Raw genomic sequence first — 12,518 nt, 5'->3', positions numbered from 1 at the left:
AGATTTATGAGCGAGACCCTCCTCAATCGGAGCGACGACACGGGCGGTGACGAACGGGTCTACGACCCGCTCGACCCCGTGGTGAAGCACGAGCCCTATCCCTTTTACGCCAAGCTGCGCCGCGATGATCCCGTGACCTGGTTGCCTTCGCTCCAGGCCTTCGGCGTCGCGCGCTACGAAGATGTCGACACGCTGCTGAAGAACGGCAAGCTCTACAGCAGCTCGATGTTCTGGCCGGCGCTGCTCGGCGAATATGACCCGGTTCCCGAAGTCCCGCCGATGATCTCGATGGACCCGCCGGGCCACGTCCATCTTCGCAAGCTCGCGAACAAGGCGTTCGTGCCCTCCAAGATCAAGATTCTCGTCGACCGCACCTATGAGGTTGCCAACGAGCTGATCGACGACATCATCGCCAAGCATGGCGTTGAAGGCGAGTTCGATTTCGCGACAGATTTCTGTGCGCTCTATCCCGTCACCGTCATCGCGCAGGTCCTTGGCGTGCCGACGGCGCGGCGCGCCGAGTTCAAGGTCTGGGTCGACAACATCCTCGCCGCCGCGAACCGCGCCGCCTATGGTCCCGAGCGGCTTGCCGAAATCCAGGACAGCTCGGACAAGGTGCGGGCCTTTTTCGAAGATCTCTACGACGAGCGCGCGGCCGATCCGCAGGACGATCTGATCTCGCAGTTCATCGTCGCCGAGATCGACGGAGAGAAGATGTCACGGATCGAAGTCATCCAGATGTCGATCCTCCTCCTCATCGGCGGCGTCGAGACGACCACAAACCTGCTCGGCACGACGCTGGTGGAACTGAAGCGCCATCCAGAAGTCTATGCACGGGTCCGCGCCAATCCCGAGCTGATCCCAGCGCTGATCGAGGAAGTGCTGCGCTACAATCCGCCGGTCCAGATCATCTTCCGTCACACCATGGAGGATACCGAGCTTGGCGGAGTCAAGATTCCGAAGGGCTCGACTGTCATGCCGCTGCTCGCCTCGGCGAACCGCGACGAGAGCAAGTTCGCCGATCCCGAAGTCTTCGATATCGATCGCAAGATCGCTTTCCCACTGATGTCCTTCGGGCAGGGGCCGCATTTCTGCCTCGGCAATTATCTCTCGCGCATGGAAGCGCGATCGGCTCTCGAAACCGTCTTCCAGCGCTTCGAACTCCTTGAGCCTGTGTCGGACGAGGTGGAGTGGCTCGACTCCTACTTCGCGCGGGGGCCGCATCACCTCAAGGTTCGCTTTCGGGCGCGCGGCTGAGCGAGGCTCGCGCGGGTCCGAACAGGGGAGTGGGCAATATGCCAAGGCTGGCGCAATGCTACGGCACCGCTGACTATGAGGACGCCGCGCGGCGCCGCCTGCCGCGGCCGCTTTTCGATTACATCTGCGGGGCGGCAGATGACGAGAAGACGGCCGCGGCGAACGTGGCCTCCTTCGATCGTTACGACCTAGTTCCGCGCTACATGGCGGACGTGACGCGGGTCAGCGCTGCAACCCGCGTTCTGGGCTGCGACCTCGAGTGGCCGCTCATCCTTGCGCCCACGGGCATGAGCCGCATGTTTCATCCCGATGGCGAGCAGGGCGTGGCGATAGCGGCCTCAGATGCTGGCTGCGGTTATGCGCTCTCGACGATGGCGACCGCCTCGATCGAGGAAATCGGCGCGATCAGTGCCGGCCCGAAAATCTACCAGCTTTATCTCCTCGCCGACGACGCCCTCAATTTTGCCAGCATCGATCGTTGCAAGGCGGCGGGTTTCGACGCGCTGTGCCTGACGGTCGATACGATCGTCGCGGGTAATCGCGAGCGGGACCTTCGCTCGGGTCTCACGGTACCGCCGCGGCTCACCCCGACCTCGCTTGCCTCCTTCGCGACGCGGCCGGGCTGGTGCCTCGGCTATCTCGGTGGCGGTAAATTCTCGCTCCCCAACGTGACCGCGGACGGCGGCGGCGACCTGTCGACGCTCGCTGCTTTCTTCGCCTCGAAGATGGAATCGCACATCAGCTGGGAGCGGATCGCAAAGATCGCGGCCTATTGGGGCGGCCCTTTCGCGATCAAGGGCCTTCAATGCGCCGACGACGCGCTTCGCGCGGCCGACGCGGGCGCGAGCGCGGTCATCATTTCCAACCATGGCGGCCGGCAACTCGACGGCGGCGCCGCCATGATCGACATCGTGGCTGACATCGTCGACGCGGTAGGCGATCGGGTTGAGGTGATCCTCGATGGCGGCGTCCGCCGGGGGAGCCATATCGTCAAAGCCATCGCGATGGGCGCGCACGCCTGCATGACCGGCCGGCCCTATCTCTATGCCCTTTCCGCTTTCGGCACGGCCGGGGTTGAGCGCTGGCTCGGAGGGATAAAGCAGGAGACGCTGCGAACGATGGCGCTGATCGGATGCGCAACGCTCGCGGAAGTCAGCCGCGAGCATGTGCGGCTTGCGGGAGCAGCGCCTGCATTTCTCGCGAACGAGGCCGAAGCGTACGACATCGAGCGGTCCGGTCCCGCGCTGCGGCAAGCCTAGATATCGAGCTTGCGGGCGACTTCGACGATCTCGTCGGCTTTCATCTGGGCAACCACGCTTGGCCGGCGGCCCGTCCATCGCTTGAACGCGCGCGAGAATGTCCCCTCGTCGGAGAAGCCGAGCATATAGGCGATATCGCGGATGACGAGGTCGCTTCGCTTCAAATATTGAAAGGCGAGCTGCAGACGCACACGGTCGAGCACGTCCGAAAAGGTCGTACCCTCGTCCTTCAGCCGCCGGAGCAGGGTTCGCTCGGTCATGTGCAGGCTCTTGGCAATGTCGCTCTTGCGGACCATTCCGTCGGGCATGCGGGCAATGAGGGCATCGCGGACACGAACCGCAAACCGTCCGGCCATGCGCGTCTCGAGATAGCGGTTGGCGACGCCATCGAGCAGCGAGGCCAGTTCTTCGTCAGCCACGAGGATCGGGCGGTCAAGATCGGAGCGCGCGAAGACGATCGAATCCTCGGGTTGGCCATAGGATACGGGGCAACCAAAAAACGCTTCGAGACCATCGCCCTGACGAGGCTTGGGATGGGCGAGGCTGACCGAGACCGGCTTGATTTCGATGCCGGCAATCCAGCGAAGATAGCCAAGGACCGAGGCGAGCACCGTGTCGACCGTTTGATAGATGGGCGGCTCACCGCCGGTGTCGAAGAAGATAGACAATGTGACCTGCTCGCCAGATTCGGTGAGTGTCGCGGTCGCCGAATCCGAAATGAGCCGGCAATAGAAGGCGAATCTGTGAAGCGCGCGCGAGAGGGTCGCCGAGCAGCTCATCGCATACCCCACGACATGGAAAGTCGATGGCCGAACCTCGGCTGCGACGCGGAGCGCGAAATCGGAATCGCTCAGCGCAACCGCCTTGCGCCAAAGCATGCTGATCTGTTCCTGCGAGTAGCGCCCATAGCCGCCTTCGAGCCGCGCTGGATCCATGCCGATGTCGCTCAGCACCTTGTCGGGATCAATGCCGCTCGCGTGCATCGCTCTCACGATCGCGAGCACCCAACCTGTCAAACCCGACTTTGATTCCGTATCAGTCACCCGACCCTCGTCGTTATTTTATGGATCGGATGACTAGGCCAATCGGACGCCTATGTCACGAAAGGCCTGCCTGGCCTCTCATTCCATGCCGAACGTGTCGCTTTGTCCCGAACGGCTTTTCCTTGGCACGCCGCGCCCTGTCGTTTGCCGCCCCGATACCCGATGCACGCTGCGACGAAGGCAGATAGCGCCGCAAAGGCCGATGATGCCATAATGGAGGAGAGGATTGATGCGCACCAGGGGTTATCTTTTTCGTGCGTCGGCGGCCTGGGTCGTCGGCATGGCACTGACGGCCGCACCGGCGATGGCTCAAACCGAGCCGGCACCGGTCGGGGAAACCAGCGATCCGACGGACATCATCGTGACGGCGACGAAGCGGAACGAAAATCTGAGCCAGGTGCCGATCGCGGTCTCGGTCACGACCGATGAGGATATCGCCGCCAAGGGCATCGTCCGGCCGCAGGACTATCTGATTTCTACGCCGAATGTGACCTTCATCGACGAGGCGACCGGCGACAGTTTCACCAACATTCGCGGCCAGACCTCGGTCCGCAACTCCGACCCGAACGTCGCCGTCGTGATCGACGGCGTCCAGCTGTCGAGTCTCAAGCAATTCAACCAGGATCTGTTCAACATCCAGCAGATCGAGGTTCTGAAAGGTCCGCAGAGCGCGATTTACGGCCGAAATGCCGCGGCCGGCGCGATCGTTGTCACCACCAAATTGCCGCGCGAGGAACTCGGCGGATCCTTCCTGGCAGGTTATGGCAGCTGGAACACGGCCCGCGCGCAGGCAGAGGTCAGCGGTCCGCTGACCGACACGCTCGGCTTCGGTCTCGCGGCGTCTTTCCGCGATACCGACGGGCCTTTCACCAACATCACGACGGGCGAGAAGCCCTATCGTCTGCGCACCGTGCTCGGGCAGGCGCGGCTCTATTGGGAGCCCGCCGACGGGCTGACGGTGGATTTCAAGCTCAGCGGGCACGATACGAAGGGCGGTTCGACCGCGCTCCAGTCGCAGTTCGTCGGTCTTCCGATCGGCGGGATCCCGGTGAACGAGCTCGATGCCGACCGCACCGACCTGCCGTTCGTGACGAACGTCGAGGGGCAACTCGACGAGTGGCTCGTCGCCGGGTCGCTCAAGATCGATTATGACATGGGCTGGGCGACGATCACCTCGGTGACTGCAGCCGACAAGCTCTACCAGTTCTTCGGCGGGGACTCGCCGCCGTATCTGGCAGACTCGGGTTCGCCCGGCGCTACGGTCCAGGGCTACAAGTATCGCGACCGCAATTTCTCGCAGGAACTGCGACTGACCTCTGCGAGCGATCAGCGCTTTCGTTGGCAGGTCGGTCTCTACTACCTCAACTTCAAGCGCGGCCAGATAAGCGAGCTCAATCAGGACCTCGTCGGTGTCGTGCCGCCTTCGGACGGTATCGACGCCCCGGGCGATCCGATCATCGGTGCGACCGTGTCCTATGCGCGCCAGTCCTACAAGACCGAGAGCTTCGCACCGTTCGCGAGCGTCCAGTTCGACGTAACCGACCAGCTGCACCTGAACCTCGCCGGCCGCTACGACATCGAGAAGCGCAGCGTCGTCGAACTCGCACCCGATGCAATCAATCCGGTGACCGGCGCCAACTACAATCTGTGCATCCAGGCGCGGGGTCCCGGCACCACGCTCGCCGACTGTCAGGCATCGGAAACCTTCAAGGAATTCGAGCCGAAGGCGAGCATTTCCTATGATCTCGGCCGGACGGGCAGCGTCTATGCGAGCTACGGCAAGGGCTTCAAGAGCGGCGGCTTCAACCCGCTCGGCAGCCGCGCCGCGCTTCTCGCCGTTGCGCCTCCCGGCGCTCAGGTCTTCGTCCAGGACCAGTTCGAGCCCGAGAAATCGACCTCTTGGGAAGTCGGCACGAAGCTGCGCTTGTTCGATCGCTCGCTAAGCCTCAATCTCGCCGCTTTCACCACCAATGTGTCGGGCGCTCAACAGTTCGAGTTCTTCCCGTCGGCCGGTCTCCAGACGACGACGTCGATCGACAAGGTTCGCCTGCGCGGTTTCGAGGTGGACTTCAACTGGCGCATACCCGGCGGGCCGCAGATCTTCGGCGCTTATGGTTATACTGACGGCAAGGTGCGCGCCTTCGCTGCGAACCCCGCATATGTCGGCAACCGGGCGCCCAACGCCGCCAAATATAACCTCAATGCCGGGATCACGCACGATTTCGAGCTCGGCAATGATCTGATGCTGACACCGCGCGTCGAATATACGCGGATCGGCTCGATCTGGTGGGACGTCATCAATACACCGGGATCGCGGCGCAGCCCGGTTGATCTCGTGGATGCGCGTCTGACGCTTGCGAAAGCAGACCGGTGGAGCCTGTCGATCTTCGGCAAGAATATCTTCAACGAAAAATACAACCGCTCGGTCCTTCCGCTGCTCGGCGTGTTCCAGCTCACGTCGCGCGCTGAAACCCGCCATCTCGGCGTGGAAGGGCGGTTCAACTTCTGATCTCTCCCAACTGGCCGTCCCCGACAGTCTTTGCCGGGGACGGACATTTTTGAGATGATCGGCGAGTGCGGTGCCGTCGCGCATCGCGACATGAGACCGAGCCACGGAGATACGCAATGAACAAGCAATGGGCGCAATACTGGATCGGCCTTTTCGCCGGTGGGACCGACGAGCTGATGACGCTCTATGCCCCCGAGTTCCAGTTCGAGGACGTCAATTTCGATCTGCGGATCAACAACGATCTGCCGGCGCTGCGTTCCTTTTTTGAGGGCTTCATCATCGAGGATCCGGCCCTCAGCTACAATAAGTTCGACGTGTTCGATTATGTCGGCGACGATCGCCTCGGATCGTTTCAATGGACGTGGGAAACCAAGCATGCCGGCGACTTTCTCGGCGTCGATGCGAAGGGCAAGGTCACCAAAACGCGCGGCGTGACCGTTATGGGTTGGAACGAGGACGGCAAGATCGTCCTGGAGCGCAGCATCTGGGACGCCATTCCCGTACTGCAGCAGCTCGAAGCGATCCCCGGGTGACCACGGTCATGACCGACACGAAGGAATATCGCATCGGATCGCTTGCCGCTGTCGAGGCCGGCGAACCAATCCTCACCGAGGCGGGCGGGCAGGATGTCGCGCTCTTCATGTGCCGCGGCCGCGTCATCGCGACCAACGGCCAATGTCCGCACGCGGAAGGCCCGCTTCATGAGGGCGATGTGGAAGGGACTATCCTGACATGCCCGTGGCATGGCTGGACCTTCGATCTTGAGTCGGGTGCATGCCAGGAAGATGATAGCATCATCCTCGAACGCTATCCGGTCCGCATCGATGGCGACGATGTCTTCGTGAGTCTATGAGTGAGGTGGGTGCCCTTCCTGCCGTGCCGGCAGCGCTGATCGCGGAACTCCGCGCGGTCGTCGGCGATGCGGGCGTGCTGACGGGTGACGAGGTCGCCGCGCGCTATCCGGGCTATTTCATGGACCGGATAGGCGCCGATGCGATCATCCGGCCGCGCTCGACCGACGAGGTCGCTGCGGTCCTGCGCCTGTGCAGCGCCGCCGGCCAGCCCGTCGTGGTCCAGGGCGGCATGTCGGGCTGGGTTCGCGCGACCGAAACCCGGGGCGGAGAGATCGCGCTTTCGCTTGAGCGCATGGCCGCGATTGAAGCCATCGACCCGGTAAACCGCACCGCGACGGTGCAGGCAGGTGTCATACTGGACACGTTGGAAACGGCGCTCATGGACTATGGCCTGACCTTCCCACTCGATCTCGGCGGGCGCGGATCATGCCAGCTGGGGGGGAATGCCTCGACCAACGCCGGCGGCATGCGCGTCATCCGCTACGGGATGATGCGCGAACAGGTGCTCGGGGTCGAGGCCGTACTCGCCGATGGAAGGATCATCTCGTCGCTCAACCAGATGATCAAGAACAACACGGGCTATGATCTGAAGCAGCTCTTCATCGGCTCGGAAGGGACACTCGGGGTCATCACGCGGCTGGTTTTGCGGCTTCGCGAGCGCCCGTCGAGTTCGAACACCGCGATCGTCTGCGCGGCGAGCTTCGATCAGATGGTGAACCTCTTACGCTTCGTCGACCAGAGTTTCGGAGGTTTGCTGAGCGCGTTCGAGCTGATCGACAACAGCTTCTACCGGGTCAACACGGGCGCCGGGAAACATGCGCCGCCGCTCACCGCCGACCAGCCCTATTATGCGATCATCGAGATGCTCGGATCGCACCAGGAACGCGATACCGAGCTTTTCGAGACGGTCCTCGGCGAAGCCGGCGAGCGCGGCTACTTCGACGATGCGGTTCTCGCGCGGTCGGTAGCTCAGCGTCAGCAAATCTGGGAAATTCGCGAAGACCTCGAGCATGTGGTTCGGGAGTTCCAGCCCTTCTACGCCTTCGATGTCTCGCTCCCGGTAGGCGACATGCAGGATTACATCGCGGCGGTGACTGCTATGCTCAAGGGTCGTTGGCCCGATGGCAAGATCGCCTTTCTCGGCCATATGGGCGACGGCAATCTCCATATCGCGATCGGTGCGGGCGGCGAGGGCGACCGGCACGGCGTCGAGGCGTGCGTCTACGAACCGCTCCGGCCGATCAACGGATCGATTTCTGCCGAACATGGCATCGGCCTCGAGAAGAAGCCCTGGCTCGACGTGTCGCGCTCGGAAGGCGAGCGTGGACTGATGGCGGAGATCAAAAGGTTGCTCGATCCCGGGAACATCCTTAATCCGGGCAAGATCATGGATTTGCGGCCATGACCGGTCTTCGTCTCCTCGGCTATCCGGTGAGCAATTATGGCAACATCGTACGTGCTGCTCTCCTTGAAAAGCAGCTCCCGTTCGAGTTCGTCGTCACCCGAGCGTCGCAGGAGCCAGACTTTCGCAGGATGAGTCCGCTCGGAAAGATTCCGGTGCTCGATACGGGCGAGGGGTATCTGAGCGAAACGGTCGCCATTCTCGACTATCTGGACGACGAATATCCCGGCGTGCCTCTGAGGCACCCGGATTCCTTCTCGCGCGCCCGGTCGCGCCAGATCATCAATCTGGTGCAGCTCTATGTCGAGGCGCAGGTGCGCCAGCTGTTTCCGGGCGCCTTCATGGGCGGGAACAACACCGCCGCGACAGAAGCGTCGGTTCGGGCCATGCTAGACCGCGCCACAGCCGCCTTGTCGCAGTTGCTTACGCCATTTCCGTTCCTGTTCGGCGAACGTCCCGGCCAGATCGATCTCTTTCTATTCTATAATCTCGACATCGCCGAGCGCGTGTCGCGCTTCGTCTATCAGCGCTCGATCATCGACGAGATCGGCGGCCTCGATGAGTGGCTCGCGGTGATGCACGATCGGCCGAGTACCCAGCTCGTCCTCGCCGATTTTTATACGAGCTTCCAAACTTATCTCGCGGATCATGGCGCTGCCTATCGTCCCGACGAACTCCCAAGGCCTCATTCCCATGCGTGACGTCAAACTGAGCGACAAATATACGATCGACGAAGGCACCGTGCTGATGACCGGCACGCATGCGCTTGTGCGGCTGCCGATGCTGCAGAAGGAGCGGGACACGCGCGCCGGGCTCGACACCGGCGGGTTCATCTCGGGCTACCGCGGCTCGCCGCTCGGCAGCTATGATCAGGAACTGTGGCGCGCGAAAGATCTGCTCGAGAGCATGGATGTCATGTTCCAGCCCGGCGTCAACGAGGATCTGGCGGCAACGGCGGTCTGGGGCACACAGATGCTCGCGGGCATCCCGGACGCCACCAAGGACGGGGTATTTGCCATCTGGTACGGCAAGGGTCCCGGTGTCGATCGCTCGGGCGATCCCTTCAAACATGGCAATATGGCGGGGTCGCATCCCAACGGTGGCGTGCTGATCGTTGCGGGCGACGATCATACCGGAAAGTCGTCGACGGTCGCGCATCAGAGCGAAATGGCGCTGATGCATGCGGGCATGCCGATCTTGGCGCCGTCGGATGTCCAGGATGTGCTTGAGTTCGGCCTGCTCGGCTGGGCGATGTCGCGCTACACCGGCCTCTTCACCGGCTTCAAGATGTGCAACGAGGTGCTCGAGCAGACGATGACGGTCGAGCTGCCAAAGCGCGACAATGGCCCGGTACTGCCCGATCGCGGTGTCGCGCCTGCCAATGGTTTCAACAATTTTCCGACCCACCTCGACCGCGTCCAGTCGGAGATCGTCGCCAAGCGGTATCGCTGGCCGCTGGTCGAGAAGTTCGTGCGCGCTAACGGCATCGACCGGATCCTCATCGACACGGGCATGCGAAAGCTCGGCATCGTTGCGACGGGCAAGGCGGTGCAGGATGCGCGGCAGGCGCTCAAGCTCCTGGGTCTCGACGATGCCGAAGCGGCGGCGCTCGGTATCTCGCTCTACCAGCTCGGCTGCATGTACCCCGTCGAGCGCGAGGGGCTGGCCGAATTCGCCGAGGGGCAGGCCGAACTCCTGTTTATCGAGGAAAAGGACGGCCTGACCGAGGCGCAGGCGAAGGCGATCCTTTACGGGCGTACCGGTGCGCCACCGATCGTCGGCAAGAGCGACGAGACCGGCGCCTTCATGATCCCGAGCGACGAGCAGCTCGATCCCTTGCAGCTCGCGCTTGTCATTGCCGAGCGGCTGCGGCGGCTCGGAAGCGAGCCGCCGGCGATCATCGAGCGCGTCGCTGCCCTCCGGACCGCGATGACCAGGGTCGCAAGCCAGAAGCCCGGGGACGCGGTGCGCGCGCCCTATTTCTGTTCGGGCTGTCCGCATAATACGGGAACCCGCTTCCCGGATGGGAGCCTCGCTGGCGGCGGCATCGGCTGCCACGCCATGGCGATGTATTCAGGTCCCGAGATGCTTCCCAATACCCAGATGGGCGGCGAGGGCGCGCATTGGTACAGCCTCGCCTATTTCACCGAGACGCCGCACATTTTCCAGAATATCGGCGATGGCACCTATTATCACTCGGGACTGCTCGCGATCCGCGGTGCGGTCGCGGCCAAGGTCAATATGACCTACAAGATCCTGTTCAACGACGCGGTGGCGATGACCGGCGGCCAACCCGTCGATGGCCCTCTCACCCCCGGCGACGTTACGCGCCAGGTGCTTGCCGAAGGCGTCGAGCGCTGCATAGTCGTGACCGACCGGCCCGACCTTTACGACGCGAACAGCGGCTTGGGCGAAGGCGTCACCGTCCATCACCGCGATGAACTCGATGTGTTGCAGCGCGAACTGCGCGAGGTGAAGGGCGTCACCGTCATCGTCTATGAGCAGACCTGTGCCGCCGAGAAGCGTCGCCGCCGGAAACGCGGCAAGTTTCCAGACCCGGCGAAGCGCATGTTCATCAACAGCGCCGTGTGTGAGGGCTGCGGCGACTGTTCGGTTCAGTCCAATTGCGTCAGCGTCTGGCCGAAAGAAACCGAGCTGGGCCGCAAGCGCCAGATCGACCAGTCGAACTGCAACAAGGACTATAGCTGCGTCAAAGGCTTCTGTCCGAGCTTCATTACCGTGCTCGACGCCGAGCCGCGCAAGCCGAAGGTATCGTCGCTCGCGAGCGAGGCGCAGACCGATTTACCTGAGCCCGCGCTCGCGGCGCTCACCGGCGGCGCGTTCAATATCATGGTTTCGGGGATCGGCGGGACCGGTGTCGTGACGATCGGCGCGTTGCTCGGCATGGCGGCGCATCTCGAAGGGCTTGCCTGCTCGGTTTTCGACATGACGGGGCTCAGCCAGAAAAATGGGGCGGTTTACAGCCACGTCCGCATTGCCGCCGTGGCAAGCGATCTTGCTGCGCAAAAGCTCGGCACCGGCGAAGCCGACCTCGCGCTGGCCTTCGATGCCATCGCGGCACTGGCGAAGGAGCCAGTCGTCACCCTGTCGGATACGCGCACGCGGACGGTCGTCAACGCGCGGATTACCCCGACCCCCGCGTTTCAGCGCAATCCGGACCTCGTGCTCGATCAGAGCCTGATCGTCGGACGGCTTCAGAAGCTGTCCTCCGATCTGCACGGGGTCGATGCGACTGGGCTGGGACTCGCGCTGTTCGGCGACACGATCGCCGCCAATCTGTTCATGCTGGGCTATGCCTCGCAGCTCGGATTACTGCCCGTATCGCCCGCATCGATCGCGCGCGCCGTGGAAATCAATGGCGTCGCGATTGCGTTCAATCAGTCGGCCTTTGCTCTCGGGCGCCTTCTCGTCGTGAACCCTGAGAAGGTCGCCGCTGCCGTCGCCGCCACGAAGACCGTCGCCGAGTTCCAGCCGCTCACCGATCTGGCCGAAATCGTTGCGCATCGCACAGCCTTGCTCACAGCGTATCAGGACGCCGGCTATGCGGCACGCTACCGCGCCCTTGTGGATGCCGTGGCGGCCGCCGAGGAGCGGGTCGTCCCGGGGAGTACGGCCTTGGCCGTCATGGTGGCCCGAAACTTTGCCAAGCTTATGGCTTACAAGGATGAATATGAGGTCGCGCGCCTTCACGCCGATCCCGCTTTCAAGCGCGATCTCGCCGCGGCATTCGAAGACGGGGCGAAGCTGCGCTACAATCTTGCGCCGCCGCTTTTTTCGAAGCGCGATCCGGAGACCGGCCATCTATTGAAGCGGGAGTTCGGTCCGTGGGTCGGCAAGCTGTTTCCGCTGCTCGCCAAAGGCAAGCGGCTTCGCGGAACCGTCCTTGATCCGTTCGGCCATACCGCCGAGCGCAAGATGGAACGGGCCCTCATTGATGAATATGAGGCGCGCCTGAGCGGGATGGCTGCGGTGCTTTCGTCCGCCAATCACAAATTTGCTGTGGAAGCGGCGAGCCTGCCTGCGCAAATCCGCGGCTATGGTCATATCAAGGAGGCCTCGGTCGAACTGGTTCGCGGTCTCGAGGCGAGCGTTGTGGAACGGTTCCACAGCGCAGCCGCTGTTCCCGTGAAAGCGAATGAAGACAAGCGGGTTGCAGCAGGCGCCTGAGAATGA

Annotated in this window: 9 protein-coding genes; 8 read left to right on the top strand and 1 reads right to left on the bottom strand. The window is 62.9% G+C overall.

The features are described from left to right. Positions 1 to 6: 6 nt before the first annotated feature. Positions 7 to 1,257, top strand: a complete 1,251-nt coding sequence (locus GGR90_RS11750) for a cytochrome P450 (RefSeq protein WP_167921656.1) — start codon at positions 7 to 9, stop codon at positions 1,255 to 1,257. Positions 1,258 to 1,295: 38 nt separating this feature from the next. Continuing rightward, on the top strand, positions 1,296 to 2,516 hold the full coding sequence (locus GGR90_RS11745; RefSeq protein WP_167921655.1) for an alpha-hydroxy acid oxidase: 1,221 nt from the start codon (positions 1,296 to 1,298) through the stop codon (positions 2,514 to 2,516). On the opposite strand, the gene GGR90_RS11740 is transcribed toward GGR90_RS11745, so the two are convergent. Beyond that, positions 2,513 to 3,520 (bottom strand): AraC family transcriptional regulator ligand-binding domain-containing protein, encoded by a 1,008-nt coding sequence (locus GGR90_RS11740; RefSeq protein ID WP_167921654.1) that lies wholly within the window; start codon positions 3,518 to 3,520, stop codon positions 2,513 to 2,515. The two genes, GGR90_RS11745 and GGR90_RS11740, sit on opposite strands and share 4 nt — an antisense overlap. Positions 3,521 to 3,788: 268 nt before the next feature. Between GGR90_RS11740 and GGR90_RS11735 the strand changes: the two genes are divergently transcribed. From GGR90_RS11735 to GGR90_RS11710, 6 genes are all read left to right on the top strand, one after another. Beyond that, positions 3,789 to 6,068, top strand: a complete 2,280-nt coding sequence (locus GGR90_RS11735) for a TonB-dependent receptor (RefSeq protein ID WP_167921653.1) — start codon at positions 3,789 to 3,791, stop codon at positions 6,066 to 6,068. Positions 6,069 to 6,184: 116 nt separating this feature from the next. Continuing rightward, entirely contained in the window at positions 6,185 to 6,601 is a 417-nt protein-coding gene (locus tag GGR90_RS11730) for an ester cyclase (protein WP_167921652.1), read from the top strand. Between the two features lie 8 nt (positions 6,602 to 6,609). Next, positions 6,610 to 6,921 (top strand): Rieske (2Fe-2S) protein, encoded by a 312-nt coding sequence (locus GGR90_RS11725; RefSeq protein ID WP_167921651.1) that lies wholly within the window; start codon positions 6,610 to 6,612, stop codon positions 6,919 to 6,921. Continuing rightward, a complete protein-coding gene (locus GGR90_RS11720) occupies positions 6,918 to 8,327 on the top strand; it encodes an FAD-binding oxidoreductase (protein ID WP_167921650.1) in 1,410 nt (469 codons plus the stop codon). The genes GGR90_RS11725 and GGR90_RS11720 overlap by 4 nt, the downstream gene beginning before the upstream one ends. Continuing rightward, positions 8,324 to 9,025, top strand: a complete 702-nt coding sequence (locus GGR90_RS11715; RefSeq protein ID WP_167921649.1) for a glutathione S-transferase family protein — start codon at positions 8,324 to 8,326, stop codon at positions 9,023 to 9,025. Before GGR90_RS11720 ends, GGR90_RS11715 begins: the two co-directional genes overlap by 4 nt. After that, positions 9,018 to 12,512 (top strand): indolepyruvate ferredoxin oxidoreductase family protein, encoded by a 3,495-nt coding sequence (locus GGR90_RS11710; protein ID WP_167921648.1) that lies wholly within the window; start codon positions 9,018 to 9,020, stop codon positions 12,510 to 12,512. Before GGR90_RS11715 ends, GGR90_RS11710 begins: the two co-directional genes overlap by 8 nt. The last annotated feature ends 6 nt before the right edge of the window (positions 12,513 to 12,518 follow it).

Source organism: Sphingopyxis italica (assembly GCF_011926545.1).
Taxonomy (GTDB): domain Bacteria; phylum Pseudomonadota; class Alphaproteobacteria; order Sphingomonadales; family Sphingomonadaceae; genus Sphingopyxis; species Sphingopyxis italica.
Note: the sequence above shows the minus strand (reverse complement) of the source record. Positions and strands in the feature narration are given on the sequence as shown.

Excerpts from the sequence above, each read along its gene's own strand:
- GGR90_RS11710 (WP_167921648.1), top strand. The coding sequence starts at position 9,018 with ATGCGTGACGTCAAACTGAGCGACAAATATACGATCGACGAAGGCACC.
- GGR90_RS11735 (WP_167921653.1), top strand. The coding sequence starts at position 3,789 with ATGCGCACCAGGGGTTATCTTTTTCGTGCGTCGGCGGCCTGGGTCGTC.
- GGR90_RS11725 (WP_167921651.1), top strand. The coding sequence starts at position 6,610 with ATGACCGACACGAAGGAATATCGCATCGGATCGCTTGCCGCTGTCGAG.
- GGR90_RS11720 (WP_167921650.1), top strand. The coding sequence starts at position 6,918 with ATGAGTGAGGTGGGTGCCCTTCCTGCCGTGCCGGCAGCGCTGATCGCG.
- GGR90_RS11745 (WP_167921655.1), top strand. The coding sequence starts at position 1,296 with ATGCCAAGGCTGGCGCAATGCTACGGCACCGCTGACTATGAGGACGCC.
- GGR90_RS11750 (WP_167921656.1), top strand. The coding sequence starts at position 7 with ATGAGCGAGACCCTCCTCAATCGGAGCGACGACACGGGCGGTGACGAA.
- GGR90_RS11730 (WP_167921652.1), top strand. The coding sequence starts at position 6,185 with ATGAACAAGCAATGGGCGCAATACTGGATCGGCCTTTTCGCCGGTGGG.
- GGR90_RS11715 (WP_167921649.1), top strand. The coding sequence starts at position 8,324 with ATGACCGGTCTTCGTCTCCTCGGCTATCCGGTGAGCAATTATGGCAAC.